Source organism: Fructilactobacillus sp. X7R4C1 (assembly GCF_059901115.1).
In genome coordinates this window covers 289,934-310,102 of record NZ_JBWXVD010000002.1, presented here as the reverse complement: position 1 = coordinate 310,102, position 20,169 = coordinate 289,934, and the positions used below count along the sequence as shown (strand labels likewise).

20 protein-coding genes are annotated in these 20,169 nt (G+C 36.8%); 18 read left to right on the top strand and 2 right to left on the bottom strand.

All coding sequences use genetic code 11. From position 1 onward, the window contains the following. Positions 1 to 28: 28 nt before the first annotated feature. The 9 genes from AC6UC9_RS03610 (at position 29) to holA (ending at position 8,148) form a co-directional block, all read left to right on the top strand. Positions 29 to 1,201 carry an FtsW/RodA/SpoVE family cell cycle protein gene (locus AC6UC9_RS03610; RefSeq protein ID WP_500701161.1) on the top strand — a complete coding sequence of 391 codons (1,173 nt, stop codon included), beginning with the start codon at positions 29 to 31 and terminating at the stop codon, positions 1,199 to 1,201. A 9-nt stretch (positions 1,202 to 1,210) separates the two neighbouring features. Then, complete coding sequence (locus AC6UC9_RS03605; protein WP_500696605.1) at positions 1,211 to 1,474, top strand: YlbG family protein; 264 nt, start codon at positions 1,211 to 1,213, stop codon at positions 1,472 to 1,474. Positions 1,475 to 1,483: 9 nt separating this feature from the next. After that, positions 1,484 to 2,038 carry a 16S rRNA (guanine(966)-N(2))-methyltransferase RsmD gene (rsmD, locus tag AC6UC9_RS03600; protein ID WP_500701160.1) on the top strand — a complete coding sequence of 185 codons (555 nt, stop codon included), beginning with the start codon at positions 1,484 to 1,486 and terminating at the stop codon, positions 2,036 to 2,038. A gap of 11 nt (positions 2,039 to 2,049) precedes the next feature. After that, on the top strand, positions 2,050 to 2,529 hold the full coding sequence (coaD, locus tag AC6UC9_RS03595; protein ID WP_500701159.1) for a pantetheine-phosphate adenylyltransferase: 480 nt from the start codon (positions 2,050 to 2,052) through the stop codon (positions 2,527 to 2,529). Further along, complete coding sequence (locus AC6UC9_RS03590; protein ID WP_500701157.1) at positions 2,526 to 3,581, top strand: SepM family pheromone-processing serine protease; 1,056 nt, start codon at positions 2,526 to 2,528, stop codon at positions 3,579 to 3,581. Before coaD ends, AC6UC9_RS03590 begins: the two co-directional genes overlap by 4 nt. 43 nt (positions 3,582 to 3,624) lie before the next feature. Continuing rightward, positions 3,625 to 4,308 (top strand): helix-hairpin-helix domain-containing protein, encoded by a 684-nt coding sequence (locus AC6UC9_RS03585; RefSeq protein WP_500701156.1) that lies wholly within the window; start codon positions 3,625 to 3,627, stop codon positions 4,306 to 4,308. A 65-nt stretch (positions 4,309 to 4,373) separates the two neighbouring features. Continuing rightward, positions 4,374 to 4,859 (top strand): ComE operon protein 2, encoded by a 486-nt coding sequence (locus AC6UC9_RS03580; RefSeq protein ID WP_500695550.1) that lies wholly within the window; start codon positions 4,374 to 4,376, stop codon positions 4,857 to 4,859. A gap of 218 nt (positions 4,860 to 5,077) precedes the next feature. After that, a complete protein-coding gene (locus tag AC6UC9_RS03575) occupies positions 5,078 to 7,117 on the top strand; it encodes a DNA internalization-related competence protein ComEC/Rec2 (protein ID WP_500701155.1) in 2,040 nt (679 codons plus the stop codon). Continuing rightward, positions 7,114 to 8,148 (top strand): DNA polymerase III subunit delta, encoded by a 1,035-nt coding sequence (gene holA, locus AC6UC9_RS03570; RefSeq protein ID WP_500693896.1) that lies wholly within the window; start codon positions 7,114 to 7,116, stop codon positions 8,146 to 8,148. Before AC6UC9_RS03575 ends, holA begins: the two co-directional genes overlap by 4 nt. 13 nt (positions 8,149 to 8,161) lie before the next feature. Here holA and rpsT read toward each other — a convergent pair whose 3' ends face one another. Next, positions 8,162 to 8,425 carry a 30S ribosomal protein S20 gene (gene rpsT / locus AC6UC9_RS03565; RefSeq protein WP_500695552.1) on the bottom strand — a complete coding sequence of 88 codons (264 nt, stop codon included), beginning with the start codon at positions 8,423 to 8,425 and terminating at the stop codon, positions 8,162 to 8,164. Between the two features lie 236 nt (positions 8,426 to 8,661). Between rpsT and rpsO the strand changes: the two genes are divergently transcribed. The 7 genes from rpsO to yihA all read left to right on the top strand — a co-directional run bounded on the left by rpsO (position 8,662) and on the right by yihA (position 16,684). Next, positions 8,662 to 8,931, top strand: a complete 270-nt coding sequence (gene rpsO, locus AC6UC9_RS03560) for a 30S ribosomal protein S15 (protein WP_500693894.1) — start codon at positions 8,662 to 8,664, stop codon at positions 8,929 to 8,931. Between the two features lie 172 nt (positions 8,932 to 9,103). Next, entirely contained in the window at positions 9,104 to 10,822 is a 1,719-nt protein-coding gene (locus AC6UC9_RS03555) for a ribonuclease J (protein ID WP_500701154.1), read from the top strand. Between the two features lie 52 nt (positions 10,823 to 10,874). Further along, positions 10,875 to 11,783, top strand: a complete 909-nt coding sequence (locus AC6UC9_RS03550) for a hypothetical protein (protein ID WP_500701153.1) — start codon at positions 10,875 to 10,877, stop codon at positions 11,781 to 11,783. Between the two features lie 178 nt (positions 11,784 to 11,961). Further along, complete coding sequence (gene tuf / locus AC6UC9_RS03545; RefSeq protein WP_500693891.1) at positions 11,962 to 13,149, top strand: elongation factor Tu; 1,188 nt, start codon at positions 11,962 to 11,964, stop codon at positions 13,147 to 13,149. A gap of 166 nt (positions 13,150 to 13,315) precedes the next feature. Further along, a complete protein-coding gene (gene tig / locus AC6UC9_RS03540) occupies positions 13,316 to 14,653 on the top strand; it encodes a trigger factor (RefSeq protein ID WP_500701152.1) in 1,338 nt (445 codons plus the stop codon). A gap of 143 nt (positions 14,654 to 14,796) precedes the next feature. Next, positions 14,797 to 16,083, top strand: coding sequence for an ATP-dependent Clp protease ATP-binding subunit ClpX (gene clpX, locus AC6UC9_RS03535; protein ID WP_500699412.1), 1,287 nt, complete (start codon positions 14,797 to 14,799; stop codon positions 16,081 to 16,083). A gap of 16 nt (positions 16,084 to 16,099) precedes the next feature. Further along, a complete protein-coding gene (gene yihA / locus AC6UC9_RS03530; protein ID WP_500693888.1) occupies positions 16,100 to 16,684 on the top strand; it encodes a ribosome biogenesis GTP-binding protein YihA/YsxC in 585 nt (194 codons plus the stop codon). A 35-nt stretch (positions 16,685 to 16,719) separates the two neighbouring features. Here the strand turns inward: yihA and AC6UC9_RS03525 are convergent, their stop codons facing one another. Further along, the gene (locus AC6UC9_RS03525) at positions 16,720 to 16,887 is read right to left on the bottom strand and encodes an SPJ_0845 family protein (protein ID WP_500695557.1); all 168 of its coding nucleotides are present in this window, start codon (positions 16,885 to 16,887) and stop codon (positions 16,720 to 16,722) included. Positions 16,888 to 17,006: 119 nt separating this feature from the next. On the opposite strand from AC6UC9_RS03525, the gene uvrC reads away from it, so the two are divergent. Beyond that, positions 17,007 to 18,815, top strand: a complete 1,809-nt coding sequence (uvrC, locus tag AC6UC9_RS03520; protein ID WP_500696613.1) for an excinuclease ABC subunit UvrC — start codon at positions 17,007 to 17,009, stop codon at positions 18,813 to 18,815. Positions 18,816 to 18,833: 18 nt separating this feature from the next. Then, entirely contained in the window at positions 18,834 to 20,138 is a 1,305-nt protein-coding gene (gene obgE, locus AC6UC9_RS03515; RefSeq protein ID WP_500701151.1) for a GTPase ObgE, read from the top strand. The last annotated feature ends 31 nt before the right edge of the window (positions 20,139 to 20,169 follow it).

The window sequence follows — 20,169 nt, the reverse complement described above, 5'->3', positions numbered from 1 at the left end:
GATTTTACATATTCAGTTGGAGATTAATATGATTAAATACTTAAAACAGCTAGACTGGTACATTATGGTACCGTACCTATTACTGAGTTTGATTGGAATTGTCATGGTCTTTTCATCTAGTGAAGGGCTAAGCGCTCATACTAATATGGCGTTTCGTTATCTGATTCTGCAATCGATATTTGTGTTTGTTGGTTTTATTGTTCTGTTGTTTTTTTCAAGGCTAAGAAGTAAATTGCTTGAGGGTAACTTAAAGTTCTATGTGTTAGCAATGGTTTTTATGGCCGTTGTTTTAGTGTTTTTGAAGTTTTTTGGTACTAGTACGAATGGGGCAGCCGGATGGATCAGAATTGGACCAGTTAGTATTCAACCGGCTGAATTTTGTAAGCCGTTATTCATCTTGTATTACGCAAATGTTTTAGCACACGAAAGACCATTCTTTAAGAACGTTGGGTTATTTAAAGAGTTTAGAACTGTTGCTAAGCCAAGTTTACTTCCAATTATCATGCTCGTTTTAATTTTCTTCCAACCTGATACCGGTGGTTTTGCAATTAACTTATTCATTATTTTAATGATGATTCTGGCAGCCGGAAGTAACTTTAAGGCTTCAAGAATTTGGATTGTTGTAATTGGCATCTTTATTTTAGGTTTTAGGATTTGGATTAAACCCTTTGATGGAATTTTAGATCATCTTCATAGTTACCAGTTTCAACGATTAATTAGTTTTTCCGACCCCTTTAAGTACATTCAGACTACCGGGCATCAATTGGTGAATTCTTATTATGCAATTAGTAACGGTGGTTGGTTTGGTGTCGGGATTGGTAACGGTATTCAAAAGATGGGTTACTTGTCAGAGCCAAATACTGATTTTATAATTGCAGTTATTGGCGAAGAACTTGGGATCATTGGTATTTTAGTCGTTTTGGGACTCTTGTTGTATCTCGTTTTAAGAATTATCGCAGTTGGCAGTCGAACTAACGATACTTTTTATAGTACGATTTGTTATGGAACTGCTGCCTACATTTTTATTCAGACCTTATTTAATGCTGGTGGTGCGGTCGGTATGATTCCTTTAACTGGAGTTGCACTTCCATTTATCAGTTACGGGGGTTCAAGTATAATGGCACTTTCCATTTGTCTTGGACTAGTCCTTTATATTAGTAGAGTGGAAAAAAGAGAACGTAGTAATAAAAAAGTGAAGTAAGGTGAAATCATGGCCAAATTAACTGACCGAACGGAATTGATTGTTTCAACATACTCGATTCGTCAAATTAAAAACCTAAAGAGATTTGGTGATATTCGATTTGTATCGAAAAAGATGCATTATGTTATTATTTTTGTTGATAGTTCTGATTTAGATACGACTATCCAAGAAATTAGTAAACTTAGGTTTGTTAAGAAGGTTGGGGTATCTCCAACCGTTGACTTGGCACTTGCCTTTGGTGAGATTAATGCTGAAAATAACGTTGAAGAGTAGGAAACAAAAATGAGAATAATTTCAGGCAAATTTGGAGGACGTAAAATTAAACCAGTCCCTGGGAATCGGACGCGTCCAACAACCGACAAAGTGCGAGAAGCGTTATTTAACATGATTGGACCATACTTTGATGGCGGTAGTTTTCTGGATTTATATGCCGGGTCAGGGGCTGTCTCCCTTGAGGCCATTTCTAGGGGAATGGATCATGCCGTTTTAATTGATAAACAGTATGCTGCGTATAAAACTATTAAACAGAACGTTGCGATTGATCCGAATGCTGCTGATTTTTCTGTGTGGAAGATGAATGCCGAATCAGCACTGGTTAAATTGAAAGAAGAAGGTCATTTCTTTGACTATATTTTCTTGGATCCCCCATATAAAAAGCAACAGATGGTTAAACAACTAGAAGAAATTAGCAATAGTGGTTTGTTAAGTCATAATGGGATGGTAATCTGTGAGACTGACAATCAAACTGATATGTCTGATGATGTTAAAAACTATCGCCTCATTAAACAAAAAGATTATGGTTTAACGGTGATATCAATCTATCAAATTTTAATATAAAGGGAAAAATTATGAAAAAAGCCATTTATCCGGGTAGCTTTGACCCCATTACCAATGGACATTTGAATATTATTAAGCGAGCAACGCAACTATTTGACGAAGTTGTCGTTGCCATTGGCGACAATTCGAGTAAAGTGGGGTTGTTTACTCCTAAAGAACGGAAAGAAATGGTTGAAACGTGTGTGGCTGGCTATTCAAACGTTACTGTTAAGGTCTATTCTAATTTAACGGTTGATTTCTTAAAAGCAGAACATGCCAATATCCTGATCCGAGGGATTCGGGATACTAAAGACTTTGAAAACGAACAGGAAATTGCTAGTTTAAACCAAATGTTGGATTCGCAAATTGAGACCGTGTTGTTGTTTGCCAACCATGATTATGAATTGATTTCGTCTTCAATGGTTAAAGAGATTAATCATTTTGGTGGAGATGTATCAAAATTTGTCCCTGACGCTGTGTGTGAGGCACTAAAGGAGAAGAGAAACCAGTGAAGACAATCTGGAAATGGATTAAACATAACCGATATTTTCTGATTTTCCTAGGGATCATTATTTTTATATTGTGGTTCCTTTTTTGGCCGCTTAATGCTTTGATTGAAGCGCCTGGTGAAGCCGTTAACATTCAATCAATGGTTAAAATTCAAGGAATTAAACCAAATAAGAAGAATAAGTTTATGATCACTGCAGTTTCAATGTCGCAGGCTAGACCAATCACTTACTTGTATTCAAAAGTGAATCCCCATGTTTCAATTGAGAAAACGTCAGATGTGATGGGAAATCAAAGTAATCAAGAGTATGATAACGTACAAGATATTTATATGAAGACGGCTATCAATAATGCAATTTATGTTGGCTACCACAAAGCTCATGGTAAAATTAAGCAAAGTTATCATGGTGTGTACGTATTAAACGTTTATCCACAATCTGATTTCGCCAATAAATTGAAGCCTGGTGATTTAGTTGAATCAATAAATGGGAAAAAATTATATAAGGGTCCCGAATATGTAAGGTACATTCAAAGTTTACCCAAGCATGCGCAACTTAAAATTACTTTTAAACGGAATGGAAAAGATAAACAGGCGATCGGCACAAAGAAACAACTGGTCAAGGGGTTTTATGGGATTGGAATCGGAATGATTGATGATATGAGTGTTAAAACTGATCCTAAGGCCAATATTAACCCAGGAAAAATTGGTGGACCCTCTGGTGGTCTGATGTTTGCCCTGCAAGTATATAGTGAATTAAAACATACGAATTACGATTACAAACGAATTGCAGGAACTGGGACGATTGTCGCCAATGGTCAAGTGGGCGAAATTGGTGGAGTGGATAAGAAAATAATTGCTGCTAATAAGAGTGGCGCACAGGTTTTCTTTTGTCCATACGTTAAACCGACTGAGCCAATTTTGAGAATGGAGCAAGGTCATAAGACTAATTACCAAGTGGCTAAAGCAACTGCCAAAAGGTATGCCCCTAAAATGAAAATTGTTCCGGTCACATCTTTTGATGACGCTTTGAATTATTTAAATCAAAAACACAGCTAAAAGCTGTGTTTTTTTTCGTATTTAAATGTGAAAGGAGAGAAAGATGGATAAGTTATATGAATTTATTGAGGAATACAAGTACAGAATTATTGGAGGATTGATAATTATTGTGGTAGGACTGCTGGGATATTGTGTTTTTGCATCTCAAAATAGTAGCGGGCAAGCACCACGGACTAATTTGCAAACAACAGCCAAAGCAAATCGCAGAAAAAACGTTACTAAATCAACCGCAGAGAATTCGGCAGGCAATGGGAATGATGATCACCAACAAGTGTATGTTGATGTAAAGGGAGCAGTTAATAAACCAGGAGTTTATCAGGTTGGTAAAAACATGCGTGTTTCTGATGCAGTTGAATTAGCAGGTGGTTTTAATCGTTCAGCGGATGCTAAACACATTAATTTGGCGCAAAAATTGTCTGATCAACAGGTTGTTTATGTCCCAATTCGTGGAGAAATTAATGGATTACCAAAGACCAATCAAGTTGCTAGTGATTCATCAGGCAATTCGGCTGAAAGTGATAAGGGTTCTGATAGCGGAAAGGTTAATATTAATGAAGCAGATAAAGCTAAACTTCAACAGCTAAATGGGATTGGTGATAAGAAGGCTGATAAAATAATTGCTTATCGGAAACAAAGTGGCCCATTTAAAAAGCCTGAGGACTTGAAAAACGTTCCTGGATTTGGTGATAAGACCGTTGCAAATTTGAAAAGTTCGATTACTGTTTGAAGCAACTGTGATAGATAAATATTGGTATACTAGATTTAACTATTCTAGTGAAGGTGATGACAGTTATGAAAAAGAAGAGGATTCCGTGGGACCAATATTTCATGTTGCAAGCGATGTTAGTTGCGTCCAGAAGTACATGCAATCGACGATCTGTCGGTGCGGTATTGGTGCGAAATAAGCGAGTAATTGCTTGTGGATATAACGGTTCAGTATCAGGAGATGTCCATTGTATTGACGAAGGGTGTTATTTAGTAGATGGTCATTGTCAAAGAACAATCCACGCCGAGATGAATGCCATTCTACAATGTGCTAAGTTTGGTGAGTCAACTGATAATGCTGAGTTATACGTCACTGATGTACCTTGTTTGCAGTGTACAAAGATGTTACTTCAGGCCGGGATCATTAAAATCAAGTATTTAAGAAATTATCATAACAGTGAGTATGCTAAAAAGTTATTGGACATGAAACATGTCTCTTTAGAAAAAGTTGATGTTAATCAAAATGATGTTAATAATCTACCGTTTGAATCATTCTTATCCGTCGATAAATAATTAAAAAGAATTTTTTGGTTTTTACATCCATTTTGTGGGTGCTTGGTGCATTCGCATTTTTTGGAAATCACGTAATTGGAATTGTTTTATTAATTTTATGGTTGATTCGTATCTTTCTTTTAAGAATTCCCCGTTTCTTTTCAAAAAGTGTCATCTCACTGCTAATTCCACTGATATTTTTTGGAATTTGGCAAAATCACATTAACCGACAAGTTAGGGTGATACCTAAGACAGAAACGACTTCGACTTGGATAGCTAAGGTCCATCCAGATGAATTACAGCTTCATGGAGATACGTATAGTGGAGTTGTAGAAATTCCCCGGCTAAAACAGCGGGTATTAATTTATGGGTTTGTAAAAAATAAGAGTGAAAAAGATGCTTTGCTTCATCTTAATCACACCAGCGAATTTATTATTGATGGCCAACTTAGTTTGATTGATTCACCACCCAATTTTGCTCAATTTGACTCCAAGAGTTTTAATCGCGCTAAGGGAATTGTGAGTGAAATTAAATGTGATCAAATTAAATACCGTCAGATTTGTAGCAATCAAGGTTTAGGTGATCGGGTTCACGACTTAAGGTTTCAAATGATTAAAACGTGTGATCAATTACCTAAACATCTACGGATGTACGTTTTGGGTATCATTTATGGAAGTCGGAGTAGTGATTTTAGAGAAGAACTGACCGGGGTCCAACGCTTGGGCCTCATCCACTTATTCACAATTTCGGGGATGCACGTTTATTATTTAATTGGTTTGATTACGTGGATTATGACGACTTTGCGATTGAGAAGGGAGCAGGTTAATTCATTCTTAATCATTTTTCTTCCATTTTACTTTGTAATTGCTGGTGCAGGAGCTAGTTTACTTCGGGCAATTATAATGGCCGAAGAACGCTTGGGTCTAGATAAAGTGTATCTTGACATATCTCCCTTAGATATCTGGTCCAGTGCGGTGATGATCAACTTGCTGATTAATCCATTGTTTATTTTTCAGTTTGGGTGTCAGCTTTCATATTTATTATCACTTGGGTTAATCCTGACGAAAAACTGTGGGTTTTTAAAACAAACTATCCTACTTAACTTAATTAGTTTACCGATTATTTTGTATCATATGTATGAATGGCATGCATTATCTTTGTTTGCCAATCTGTTATTTGTCCCTTTCTTTTCAACCTTTATATTTCCGATTGTGTTAATTGGATATTTGCTGTCATTTTTAAAATTTGATTTGATTGTTTCATTAATTGATACAACCTTAAAGACATTTGACCAGCTTTTAAATTTTCTTTCAAGGCTTCCAGGAAATTTGGTGATCGGGAAACTAAACGTATGGATCGTTTTATTAATGGTAATAATTTCTTTACTACTCATTGAAAAAGTAACTATGAAGCGAATGATTCTTTTAGTGTTATTTTTTAGCATTGGTTTTGTGATGATTCATTTTCCAATGAATGGAGAAGTTGATGCATTTGATGTTGGTCAAGGGGATAGTTTTCTTGTTAGAGAGCCATTTAATCGTTCGATTACGTTGATTGACACTGGCGGAAAGCCTAATTTCTTTGGCAAACAGAAGCGGGCCAAAATTTATCAAGCCAATGATACTTCAATCCAATATTTAAAAAGCATTGGGATTTCAAAACTTGATAATGTTTGTTTAAGTCATCAAGATGCTGATCATGTTGGTGATTTGCCGGCCTTCTTAAGTAAAATGAAGGTTGATCGGGTTTATGTTCCGTGGGGGATGACTAATAATCAAAGCTTTTTAAGGCGAATTAGACCGTATCAAGGACAGTTTCAGTTGCTTGATGCCAAGGATGGAAATCGAATTAAAAATTCCCCATTTCAAGTTGTTCATCCGATGAAAAGTGGGTCTGGTGAAAATCAAGATTCAATGGTACTTTTTGGTAAAATTGGCGGTTTGAAGTGGATTTTTATGGGTGATTTGAACCGAGAGGAAGAACTTAAGATTATCCAAAAATATCCTGATTTGCGAGTTGATGTGATCAAGCTAGGTCATCACGGAAGTAGGACTTCATCCGATCCTAGATTTATCAGGGCAATTAACCCTAAAGTTGCTCTGATATCTGCGGGTCGTCATAATCGTTATAATCATCCAAATCAGGAAACTATTGATACAATGAACCAACAACATGTTGCAATTATCAGTACCAAAAAGAATGGTATGATTAGATATAAATTCAAAAATAATAACAAAATTGGAAAATTTGAAACAAAGTGGAAGGTGGCACGTCGTTGAGTGTCGTAGAACAAGTTAATCAGATTGATAGTGATCCTAAATCAATTTATTTAATCCTTGGAAATGATGATTATTGGATCGATATAATTCAAAAGAAACTAAAATCTCTGATCCCAAATGATGAACGGACAATGAATTTTGCTACTTATGATATGGAAGAAACATCGCTTTCCGTTGCACTAAATGATGCGATGTCAATTCCTTTTTTTGGAAAAAAACGACTAGTCTTCATTAAGAATCCGTATTTTTTAACCGGTGAAAAAAATAAAAGCAAAACCGTTCATCATTCAGAAGAACTCATAAATTATTTGAAGAATGCTCCTGATGAAACAACTTTGGCTTTTTTTGCTCCATATCAAAAGTTAGATGCTAGAAAAAAGGTTAGTAAGGAGCTTTTAAAACGTGCGGAAGTAATCGACTTAAATCGGTTTTCTGAAAGGGAAATTAAGCAGTTAGTGCAAAGTAAGATTAAGAACAGTGGATATTCGATCGATCGAAATGCACTTGAAGAACTTCTTTCTCGAACTTCGGGTAATTTGGCTAGTGTTATGAATGAATTAGATAAACTCTTTTTATACAAAATCAATGATAAAAAAATAACGCTTGATGCGGTCGATTCGTTAGTATCAAAATCGATGGATCAAAACGTTTTTGATTTAATTAATTATTTAATGAGTGGTAAAACAACGCAAGCAATCGAGTTTTATCATGATTTAATTTCTCAGAAGCATGAGCCAATTCAAATCAATGCAATTTTAGTTAGTCAGTTCAGATTATTACTGCAAGTTAAAATTTTAGATTATTTTGGCTATAGTCAGGGGAATTTAGCAAGTTCTTTACGGGTCCATCCGTATCGAGTAAAGTTAGCAATCAGGAACAATCGCAAGTATCCTAGAGAATATCTACGAGATGCATATATTAGTTTGGTAGAAATTGAAGAGCAACTGAAAAGTACGAGTATTGATCCAGAATTGTTGTTTGAAATGTTTGCCGTTAAACTAAATCAGAGTATAAAAAAAGAATCCGATTAATCGGATTCTTTTTTTAGTTATCGTTTTTAGCAAGTTTATTTGCTAAATGAGACTTCTTACGGTTAGCGTTATTAGCTTTGATAAGACCCTTAGATTTTGCATGGTCAATTGCTGCAACAGCACTGCGGTATACACTATCTAAATCATCGGCACCAGAAGCTTCAGCTTTTTCGAATTTTTTGATTGCACTTCTCATTTCGTTCTTTTGAGATGCGTTTTTCTTTCTAGCTTCTTCGTTAGTTCGCATACGTTCGATAGCAGATTTAATTACTGGCATTAAGTTCACCTCCACCTTGTGAAATAAATTCAATTATTCACATCTTTTGACGTTCCTAATTATACAAAATCCATTGATTAATTGCAATAGCACTAAAAACAAGACTAATTTTTTAATGATAACTTGAATAACGCTTTCTTTTAGGTTATATTAAATAGGTAACTTAATCTTAGTTTTGCGAGTCACTGACGTATTACTCAGATTGAGGGATTAGATTAGAAAGGTGGAATGTAATAATGGCTTTAACTAAAGAACAAAAGAACGATATTATTAAAAAGTTTGCTCAACACGATGGTGACACGGGCTCGACAGAAGTACAAATTGCTGTACTGACTGCTGATATTAATGAAATTAATGGACACATGAAGACCCACAAAAAGGATTTTCATTCACAACGTGGACTTATGAAGAAGATCGGTCACAGAAGAAATCTTCTTGCTTACTTACGTAACAATGATGTACAAAGTTATCGTAAATTAATCAAGGAATTAGGATTACGTCGTTAATCTTGATTTTAATAGGGCGGATTTTTTCCGCTCTTTTTTTATACATAAATAATTTAGTGCTTAATATAAATATGTTACACTGTTAACAGATATCATGAGCGCTTAGAGGCCAAGCTTCGCATAAAATAGTTAATTTTAATCGTAAGTAATTTTTTGAGAGGAACAAGTAATTATGAAAAAGAACATCAAAATCATTCCACTGGGTGGAGTGAGAGAAAATGGCAAGGATCTTTATGCCATTGAAATTAATGATAATAGTATTTTTATTTTGGATTGTGGACTAAAATACCCTCAAAACGAAATGTTAGGAATTGATTTTGTAATCCCAGATTTTTCGTATTTAAGGGATAACGCCGATAAAATTGTCGGGGTTTTTCTTACCCACGGTCACGCAGATGCAATTGGTGCACTTCCATATTTTTTAAGTGAATTTAACGTTCCCGTGTTTGGAACGGAGTTAACGATTGGTTTGGCAAAGTTGGCGGTTGCCGATAATAAGAAGACTAAGAAATTTAATGATTTTCACGTCATTAATAGTAAAAGCGAAATTGTATTTGAGGATGGCACGGTTAGTTTCTTTGATACCACTCATTCAATTCCTGACTCAGTTGGGATCGTGATTAGTACTGAACTCGGAAATATTGTTTATACTGGTGATTTTAAATTTGATCAGACTGCTGCTGACGGGTACAAAACGGATTATTCAGCTTTTACTGATATTGGTAAAGAACACGTGTTGGCACTTTTAAGTGACTCAAGAAATGCTGACAATCCGGAAGAGAGTACTGACGAGAAAGAGATCAGAGACTATCTCTATGAAACTTTTCACTATCAGAAGGGTCGTGTGATCGTTGCTTGTCTTGCTAATAATATTTTAAGAATTCAAGAAGTATTAAACGCTGCGTCTAAGTCAGGTAGGAGAGTTTATCTAACCAGCAAGGGTCTAGAAGAGGTTATTGATACTGCGTTGAAACTTGGCAAGTTAACGTTACCTTCTGACGATTTGTTTATTGAATCTGCAAAAGAGTTAGAGCAAATGAATCCGCATGAAGTTTTGATTCTACAAACCGGTAAGAACGGTGAACCAATGGAATCACTTCAAAGAATGGCTGATAACCGAGACAGAGACGTTGATATTCAGCCAGGTGACCTGGTCTTGATTGCTACCAGTCCATCCCGTGCAATGGACACTCCATGGGCTAAGACTCGCGATATGATCTATAAAGCTGGTGGAGAGGTCATGAGCATTGCTGATGAAAAGAATATTTCAGGGGATGCCAGCAAGCATGATCTTCAACTGCTCCTTAATTTAATTCATCCTGATTACTTAATTCCAATCCAAGGTGAGTATCGATTAATGGAAGCACAAAAAGAGCTAGCTGAGGAAGTTGGGATGAAACCATCACACGTTATTTTACCCGCTAAAGGTGATGTAATTGAGTTTGATGGTGAAAACATGTTTTTGTCAGAAGCTGTCCCAGCTTCTGACACCATGATTGATGGGATTGGTGTCGGAGACATTGGAAACATTGTATTACGAGATCGAAAAGTGTTATCGGAAGATGGTGTCTTCGTGGCAGTTGTTACTATCGACCGCAAGAAGAAAAAAATTATTTCAGAGCCCAAAATCATGGCTCGGGGATTTGTTTACGTTAATTCTGATAAATCCTTGCTTAAAGAAGCAGCTGGTATTGTATCTGAAGCAGTCCAGAATAACCTTAATAACAAGGAGTTTGACTGGGGTCATTTAAAACAGGATGTTAGAGAAGACCTTGGACAATTTCTATACAAAAAGACTGGGAGAAGACCAGTGATTCTTCCAGTTATTATGGAAGTCAATCAACACCATAGAAGAAAAAAAGCTAACAATAAAAACGATCAAGAAGACTAAAGAAGTTGAGCCCCGGCTCAATTTTTTTGTTTTCTTATGTGAGGATAATAGATTGAATGATCATCAAAAGGTAAGATTAAAAAAAGCACAAACAGACTTTAGGAAAAAACATTATCAGAAAAGTTCACAGGAATTGTTGGCTTTGTATGATGAAGTTGACGATTACAATGTGATTGATTTGTTGGGACACTCGCTCTTTAATGAAAAAAAGTACGTTGAATCATATCGATTATTAGAAGATAACTTTAATTATTTTGTTGAAAATGACGTTAAATTATTAATAAATATTTACTTAAAAAACCGGAAGTTTATCCCATTACGAATAATTGTTGATTCAATTGATGCATTAGATAAGGATGATGTCAAAGGCAAAATCGAATCTTTAGAGAGAATCAATGACTCTGAGCAGGCTGAATCTAACCGGGCTAACTTGAAGCATTTTATGCACATGGGTGGACAAACGGGAATCAAGCAGCGCGACATAATGGAAAAGGCTGAAGAACTCCCGTATAAGCAATATTTGAAGGGTGCACAGTTTAACCTAGTAGATCCAGACGTCAATCCAGTATGGAGAAATCAGTTACTTAATAATTTAGCTAAGTTAAAGTATGATAAACCAGTTAAATATATTTGGATGGATGGAAAAACGTATACTCTAACACCATCACAGCTTGTTGATGAATTGGATTCTAGTGCGTATCAAGCAATGCAAAAGAAAATTAGGGAACGCTACGGACAAAATGATCCAATTCGTTATCAGCAAATTTCTAACGCGGCCGAATATGATGCTCAGATTTTGTATCCGTTTATTGATGATGTGATTAAGGAACCTGATGAATGGGTAACCGCTATTCATCGGCATATCATTAATCCGAATATGGTAGTGGATGATGAAAAAATGGGATCAATTGATCATTGGTTAGTGAAAATTGATAAAATCATGAATTTATTACTAAAGTAATTTAAGAAATTGTCTATATCTGGTTTACAAATAATTTGTCAGTGGATATAATATGAAAGTGAATTCCCAAAAGGGTGACAATTTTGCCTTTTAGGGGAAATGTAGTATAATTAATAATAAAGAGACATTGGCGTTTTGCTGATGTTTATCTTACGAAAATGACAGGAGGGTTTCATAAATGGCAAAAGAACATTATGAAAGAACAAAGCCCCACGTTAATATTGGTACTATCGGCCATATTGACCACGGGAAGACTACTTTAACTGCAGCAATCACTAAAGTATTATCAGAAAAAGGCTTGGCTAAGGCTGAAGACTTTGCTGATATCGATGCTGCACCAGAAGAAAAGGAACGTGGTATTACTATTAATACTGCCCACGTTGAATACGAAACTGAAAAGCGTCATTATGCACATATTGACGCCCCAGGACATGCTGACTACGTTAAGAACATGATCACTGGTGCTGCTCAAATGGATGGTGCCATTCTTGTTGTTGCCGCAACTGATGGTCCTATGCCACAAACTCGTGAACACATTTTGCTTGCTAGACAAGTTGGTGTTGACCACATTGTTGTCTTCTTGAACAAGACTGACATGGTTGATGACGACGAGTTGATCGACTTAGTTGAAATGGAAATTCGTGAGTTGCTTTCAGAATATGGTTACAATGGTGACGATGTTCCGGTTGTTCGTGGTTCAGCTTTGAAAGCACTTCAAGGTGACAAAGAACAAGAAGAAAACATCATGAAATTAATGGATGTTGTTGATGAATACATCCCAACTCCAGAACGTGATGACGACAAGCCATTCTTAATGCCTGTTGAAGATGTATTTACCATCACTGGTCGTGGAACTGTTGCTTCTGGTCGTATTGACCGTGGTAGCATCAAAGTCGGCGACGAAGTTGAAATTGTTGGTTTAGTTCCTGACACATTGAAGACTACTGTTACTGGTCTTGAAATGTTCAGAAAGACTCTTGACAAGGGTGAAGCCGGTGACAACATCGGTGCATTACTTCGTGGTATTGATCGTGACCAAGTTGTTCGTGGACAAGTTCTTGCAGCACCTGGTTCAATTCAAACCCACAAGAAGTTCACTGGTCAAGTTTATATCTTAACCAAAGAAGAAGGTGGACGTCATACTCCATTCTTCTCAAACTATCGTCCTCAATTCTACTTCCACACCACTGATGTTACTGGTGTTATCGAATTAGACAAGGGAACTGAAATGGTAATGCCTGGAGACAACGTTACTTTCCACGTTGACTTAACTAAGCCAGTTGCCATTGAAAAGGGTACTAAGTTCACTATTCGTGAAGGTGGACATACCGTTGGTGCCGGTGTTGTTACCGAAATCGATGATTAATTAGTATTTTTATTTAGAGATTGAAGACAATGTCTTCAATCTCTTTTTTATTGCTATGGCCGTTTTAGCGTCGCTGTTTACTTTTGAGGACGCTTAAGTTAGAATATTATTTGAATACTATTACTTGGAAAAGTGTGTAAATATTTTTCATGTTGGAGGAAATGTTATGGCAGATTGGAAGAAAAAAGGTACCAATGATGGGGAATTAACTTTTGAAATTGGTCTTGATAAGATTAAAGAAGGATTAGATCGAGCTTTCAAAAAGAATAAGAAAAATATTAAAGTTCCTGGATTCCGTAAGGGTAAAGTTTCAAGACAAGTATTTAACCAAATGTATGGTGAAGAAGCTTTATACCAAGATGCTTTGAATTTGTTATTACCAGATGCTTACAGTGAAGCAATTAAAGACGCTGGCATTGAACCCGTTGGTCAACCTGACGTTAGTGTTGATTCAATTGAAAAAGGGAAGCCTTGGGTCTTAAAGGCTACTGTTAGTGTCAAACCTGATGTTAAACTTGGTCAATACAAAGGACTAAGCGTTCCAAAGGAAAGTACTCGAGTTTACAAGAAAGACGTTGATGCTAAGATTGATAAAATGCGTCAATCTCAAGCTGAACTTGTTCTAGTTGATCGTCCTGCCAAAAAAGGTGACACTGTTACCATTGATTTTGAGGGATTTGTTGATGGCAAGCCTTTTGAAGGTGGAAAAGCAAATAACTATTCTCTTGAACTTGGTTCAGGATCATTCATTCCAGGATTTGAAGATCAATTGATTGGAAAAAAGGCTGGCGATGATGTCGAAGTAAAAGTTACCTTCCCTAAGGATTATCAAGAAAAGTCACTAGCTGGCAAAGAAGCTACCTTTAAGGTTAAACTCCATGAAGTTAAAGAGAAACAACTTCCTAAGCTTGATGATGACTTTGCTAAAGATGTTGATGAAGATGTTGATACACTTTCTGAATTGGAAGACAAAGTTAAAAAAGAACTTAAGGAACAAAAAGAATCAGCCGCTCACGATGCCAAGGAAAATACGGCTATTAGTGAAGCAGTAGATAATGCTACTGTTAAAGATATTCCAGAAGTTATGATTAATGATGACGTTCAACGTCAAATGGACCAGTACTTAGCTGGAATGCAGCAGCAGGGTATTAACGCTGAAATGTACTACAAACTCACTGGTACTAAGCCAGAGGACTTAAAGAAGCAATTTGCTGATGGTGCAGATCGTCGAGTTAAAACTAATTTGGTCTTAGAAGCAATTGTTAAAGCTGAAAAGATTGATCCTAGTGAAGAAGACATTCAAAAAGAAGTTAGCAACCTCGCTAAACAATACGGAATGGAAGAAACAGCCGTTCGTAATGCATTATCTGATGACATGTTAAAACATGATATTGGTATTCAAAAAGCCGTTGACATTGTGGTTGACAGTGCTAAAGAAGAACCAAAATCAGCTACCAAGAAGGCTTCTGAAAAGAAGGATTCCAGTAAAGAAAATAAGAAATAATTTATACAAGATGGGATCCGCTTGTTAGAGCGGGTCTTTTTTTGTAGAGCAAATTATTTTAAAAGGTTCTATTAGTATGGTATAGTTTCAAATTGCAGGCAACGAGACGAATTAACAACGAATTAACAAAAAGGAGAGATACCATGTATGATGATTCAAATCAAAATGAGACCATTACTTGCTCCTTTTGTGGAAAGTCACAGGACCAAGTAAAAAAAATTGTTGCTGGACCCGGTGTATATATTTGTAATGAATGTATCGATTTGTGTGAACAAATCATGAGTGATGAATTAAACAAGACCAATGTTGAAGACATCAATGTGCTTACCCCAAGTGAAATTGTTAAAAAACTTGATGAGTATGTGATTGGTCAAGATGAAGCCAAAAAAACGCTAGCGGTGGCTGTCTTTAATCATTATATGAGAATTAAGGCTTTGAATGATTCTGAAGATGATGATGAAAGTGAAGATGGTAACCAAGAACGACATGCTTATGATGATGCTCAGATTCAGAAAAGTAATATTGCGATGATTGGACCAACTGGATCGGGGAAGACTTATCTGGCCCAAACACTTGCTAAAATTTTAAACGTTCCCTTTGCAATTGCTGACGCTACGACGTTGACTGAAGCTGGATATGTTGGAGAAGATGTTGAAAATATTCTTTTGAAACTCTTACAGAACGCTGACTATGACGTTGATCGGGCTGAAAAGGGAATCATTTATATTGACGAGATTGATAAAATTGCTAAAAAAGCCGAAAATGTTTCAATCACAAGAGATGTATCTGGTGAAGGTGTCCAACAAGCTCTGTTAAAGATTTTAGAGGGAACTACCGCTAATGTTCCACCAAAGGGTGGTAGAAAGAACCCGAGCCAAGAGTTTATTAAGATTAATACGAAGAATATTCTGTTTATTGTTGGTGGGGCTTTTGATGGAATTCAAGATATTGTTAGACGACGCTTAGGTGATAAGACAATTGGTTTTGGGGTTGATAATCATGAGACCCAAGACGTTGCTGATGAAGATATTATGCAAAAAGTAATTCCTGAAGACCTGATGAATTTTGGATTAATTCCAGAGTTTATCGGTCGTCTTCCAATTTTGACCGCTTTGAATAAGTTAAGTGAAAATGATCTGGTCAAAATTCTGACTCAACCTAAAAATGCGTTAGTAAAACAATACCAAAAGCTTTTATCACTCGAGGGTGTCCAACTTAAATTTGAAGACGCTGCACTTAAGGCCATGGCAAAAAAAGCCATTGCTAGAAATACGGGTGCTCGTGGTCTTCGTTCTATGATTGAAAGTGTGATGAGAGATATTATGTATTCACTTCCAAGTCGTGATGACGTTAAAGAAGTGATTGTTACCCCAGATTCAGTAAATAGTGGTAAAGAACCAAAGATGGTCTTAAAAAGCGAAACAAAGTAATTAAACGGAGATAATAATGGACGTAAATGATGTTGAACTTGTAATGAGTGCAGTTGATCCCAAACAGTATCCCACTACTGGATATCCAGAAATTGGCTTTTTGGGTCGATCTAACGTTGGCAAGTCTTCACTAACGAATGTGTTGATTAACCGGAAGGATTACGCTCATACGTCTGGCCAACCGGGAAAAACTCAAACTTTGAATTTTTATCGCGTTAACGATGAACTCTATTTTGTTGACGTTCCAGGATATGGCTATGCGAAGGTTTCTAAAACAGAACGGGAAAAATGGGCTCAAATGATTGAGACTTATCTAACGCAACGTGAACAGCTCCGGGGAGTGATCAATTTAATTGATGGTAGACACGCCCCGAGTGAGTACGATATTCAGATGCGTGATTGGTTAGAGTATTATGGAATTCCCGTGCTTTATGTAGCGACTAAGGTTGATAAAATTCCTAAAAGTAAGATCAAGAAACAAGAACAGACGTTGCGAAAAGGGTTGGAGCTTGAAGCAGATGAACCGCTGATAATGTTCTCTGCTAAAACCAAGGTCGGAGCAGATCAAATTTGGAACTGGATTGAGCAACAAATTAAGTAATAAAAAATCAGCTGTGAGAACAGCTGATTTTGTGTTTATTTGGTTTTGTCTTGATCTAATATTTTATTCTTTTTTGATTCGCGCTGGTCTTCTTTGTTTTTATGATTCAAAAACTTGGTACGGTTAGGATCTTTCGGATTCTCTTTAGCGAATTTACTGAACATGGCATCAAGATCTTCATTTCTTCTAATTTTTAGTCCCATATCGATCGCTCCTTTAAACTCATCATAGCAAAAAAATCATTTCATGTCAGTTTGTTATACAAACTGTAACTAATTCATTATAATTGTAACAGTAGTATTTATCGGAAAGGAGGGAGTTTATGGCATCTGATTTAATTGAACGAAAGTTAACGTTACTTCCGGATCAACCCGGTTGTTACATTATGAAAGATAAAGATGGCAAAATTATTTATATTGGTAAGGCAAAAAACCTAAAGAATCGAGTTCGCTCTTATTTCAAGAGTACTCAGTATGGGAGACGAGCCAAATTAGTGCGAAACATTGCTGATTTTGAGACAATCATTACTTCAAATGACAAAGAAGCATTTTTACTTGAAATCACTTTGATTCAGAAGCATCGGCCTTATTATAACGTTCGTTTAAAGCAAGGACACAGTGGGTATCCTTACATTAAAATTACTAATGAACGTGATCCCCGAATGTTGATTACTAATACCGTTAAAAATGATGGTGGATATTATTTTGGACCATATCCAAACGTCTATGCTGCAGATGAAACCTTGAATTTCTTACAAAAGATGTATCCACTCAGACGTTGTAATGGGTATCAAAAACGAGCTTGTTTGTACTACCACATGGGACAGTGCTTGGGAGCTTGCTTTAAGAAAGTACCTAAGTCAGAGTACGATGCTCAAATCAAGAAGATCAAGTCATTTTTAAACGGTAGTGTGGGACCTGCTAGACAACTACTGACTAAACGAATGAATACGGCTTCAAATAACATGGAGTATGAACGGGCAGCTGAATTGCGCGATCAACTGCATTACATTGATGCGACCGTTGAGAAACAAAAAATCATTTCACATGACAATACTCCACGAGATGTGTTTAATTTTTATGCTGATAAGGGATGGCTTTCTGTACAAGTTTTCTTTATTCGGCAGGCACGTTTAATGAAACGTGAGAAAAAATTGTTTCCGATTATCAGTACCGCCAATGAAGAGATGACTAGCTATATTGTTCAATTTTATAACGATTCTGATCGGATTCCACCCAAAGAAATTTTGGTACCTAACTCAATCGACCATGATGTTCTTTCGAAGATGATCGGAGTGCCAGTTAGAACCCCTCAACGTGGTCAGAAGAAAGCCCTTTTGGACATGGCAGAGCATAATGCGCGATTGGTTTTAAACGAACAGTTTAAGTTAATGGAAATGGATCGCAAAAAGACTACCGGAGCAATGGATGAATTGGGCGACGCTTTAGGAATTGGTCATCTCGAACGAATCGAAGCTTTTGATCATTCCCATATTTCGGGTGCTGATTTGGTTTCTGCTATGGTAGTATTTGAAGATGGGAAACCGAATAAGAAGAAGTACCGAAAATATAAGTTAAGAACCGTTGATCATGCCGATGAAGCAGCCAGCACGCGCGAAGTGATTAGAAGGCGCTACACACGTTTATTAAAGGAACACGCTGAAATGCCAGACTTGATCCTAATGGACGGAGGCGAGATTCAGATGAATGCCGTTACTGATGTTTTGGAAAATGAACTTAATCTGCACATTCCAGTAGCTGGAATGGTGAAAAATGAGAAACATAAGACGGCTGATTTGCTTTACGGAAGTAATGATCATCATGTTAATTTAAATCCGAAAAGCCAGGCCTTTTATCTAGTTCAAAGGGTTCAAGACGAAGTGCATCGTTTTGCAATTAACTATCATCATCAACTCCATAATAAGAATTCGATGACTTCTAGATTAGATAGTATTAGGGGAGTGGGACCCAAAACTAGAAATAAACTTTTGCGAAAATTCGGTTCCACCAAAAACATTGCAGATGCTAGTGTCGAAGACATTCAAGCAGTCGGTATTTCAAAGAAAGTTGCTCAGACGGTAAAATTGACCTTTGAGAACGTTGCACCAGTGGCCAAGATGATGAAAAACTAATATGAAAATGGAGAAATTATGTTTGTAGATCAAGTAAAATTTAAAGTTAAGGCCGGTAAAGGTGGAGACGGAATGGTCGGATTTCGTCGGGAAAAATATGTACCAAATGGTGGACCTTCTGGTGGTGATGGTGGCCATGGTGGTAATGTTGTTTTCAAAGTTGATACTGGAATGTCAACTTTAATGGATTTTAAGTATAAAAAACAATTTAAAGCCAAAAACGGTGGGAATGGTGCTAACAAAAAAATGACGGGTGCAAGTGCACCGGATTTGGTAGTACATGTCCCCGATGGCACCACGATTTATAACTCAGAGACCGGCGAGCCAATTGCGGATTTGACTAAAGCAAACGATGAAGTTGTAGTTGTAAAGGGTGGTCGTGGAGGAAGAGGAAACGTTCACTTTGCCACCCCTAAAAATTCTGCGCCAGAAATTGCTGAAAATGGGGAACCAGGTCAAGAAATGGAGATCGAACTTCAGTTAAGGTTATTAGCTGATGTTGGTTTAGTCGGTTTTCCATCGGCTGGTAAATCCACGTTATTAAGTGCAATTACTTCGTCAAAACCAAAAGTAGCTCAATACCACTTTACGACCATTGTTCCTAATCTGGGGATTGTACGAAATCATGATGGAAGTGACTTTGTGATTGCTGATTTGCCTGGACTGATTGAAGGAGCTTCCAAGGGTGTGGGATTAGGTTTTGAATTTTTAAGACACATTCAAAGAACTCGAGTTATCCTTCATGTTGTTGATATGAGTGGAGTTGAGGGACGTGATCCGTATGATGACTATGAAAAAATCAATCATGAACTGGCTAATTTTGATAAAAGTCTTTTGAAACGTCCCCAAATCATCGTTGCTTCTAAAATGGATATGCCGGATTCGGCTGAAAATCTTAAGTTGTTTAAACGTGAATTAGCTGAACATAATGACCACGTTAATGGCAAAATTATTCCCATTTCTTCCATTACTCATTCAGGGCTTAATGATCTCATTCGAGAAACGAGTAGTGAACTTGATAAGGCACCAAAGTTTCCAATTGTGGGTGCTAACGAGCTTAATGATTCTAAGGAAGTCATTTACCGTCCCGATGAGGATGAAAAGCCGTTTACTTTGACAAAAGATGAAGATGGAACTTGGGTTCTGTCTGGACATCAGATTGAACGAGTAATTCAAATGGCCAATACTGAACATGAACAAGGTGTGTTAAGATTAGCTCGAAAATTACGTGGAATGGGTGTTGATCAAGCACTACGGGATGCCGGCGCTAAGAATGGCGATCTGGTATCAATTTCGGACTTTACCTTTTCATATGTTGAATAATATAAAAGACGATACTTGTGGTATCGTCTTT

Coding starts and splice junctions, on each gene's coding strand:
- yihA (WP_500693888.1), top strand. CDS start 16,100: ATGGACGTAAATGATGTTGAACTTGTAATGAGTGCAGTTGATCCCAAA.
- obgE (WP_500701151.1), top strand. CDS start 18,834: ATGTTTGTAGATCAAGTAAAATTTAAAGTTAAGGCCGGTAAAGGTGGA.
- AC6UC9_RS03610 (WP_500701161.1), top strand. CDS start 29: ATGATTAAATACTTAAAACAGCTAGACTGGTACATTATGGTACCGTAC.
- AC6UC9_RS03580 (WP_500695550.1), top strand. CDS start 4,374: ATGAAAAAGAAGAGGATTCCGTGGGACCAATATTTCATGTTGCAAGCG.
- uvrC (WP_500696613.1), top strand. CDS start 17,007: ATGGCATCTGATTTAATTGAACGAAAGTTAACGTTACTTCCGGATCAA.
- rsmD (WP_500701160.1), top strand. CDS start 1,484: ATGAGAATAATTTCAGGCAAATTTGGAGGACGTAAAATTAAACCAGTC.
- AC6UC9_RS03555 (WP_500701154.1), top strand. CDS start 9,104: ATGAAAAAGAACATCAAAATCATTCCACTGGGTGGAGTGAGAGAAAAT.
- tuf (WP_500693891.1), top strand. CDS start 11,962: ATGGCAAAAGAACATTATGAAAGAACAAAGCCCCACGTTAATATTGGT.
- AC6UC9_RS03585 (WP_500701156.1), top strand. CDS start 3,625: ATGGATAAGTTATATGAATTTATTGAGGAATACAAGTACAGAATTATT.
- AC6UC9_RS03605 (WP_500696605.1), top strand. CDS start 1,211: ATGGCCAAATTAACTGACCGAACGGAATTGATTGTTTCAACATACTCG.
- rpsT (WP_500695552.1), bottom strand. CDS start 8,425: ATGCCAGTAATTAAATCTGCTATCGAACGTATGCGAACTAACGAAGAA.
- clpX (WP_500699412.1), top strand. CDS start 14,797: ATGTATGATGATTCAAATCAAAATGAGACCATTACTTGCTCCTTTTGT.
- coaD (WP_500701159.1), top strand. CDS start 2,050: ATGAAAAAAGCCATTTATCCGGGTAGCTTTGACCCCATTACCAATGGA.
- tig (WP_500701152.1), top strand. CDS start 13,316: ATGGCAGATTGGAAGAAAAAAGGTACCAATGATGGGGAATTAACTTTT.
- AC6UC9_RS03525 (WP_500695557.1), bottom strand. CDS start 16,887: ATGGGACTAAAAATTAGAAGAAATGAAGATCTTGATGCCATGTTCAGT.
- rpsO (WP_500693894.1), top strand. CDS start 8,662: ATGGCTTTAACTAAAGAACAAAAGAACGATATTATTAAAAAGTTTGCT.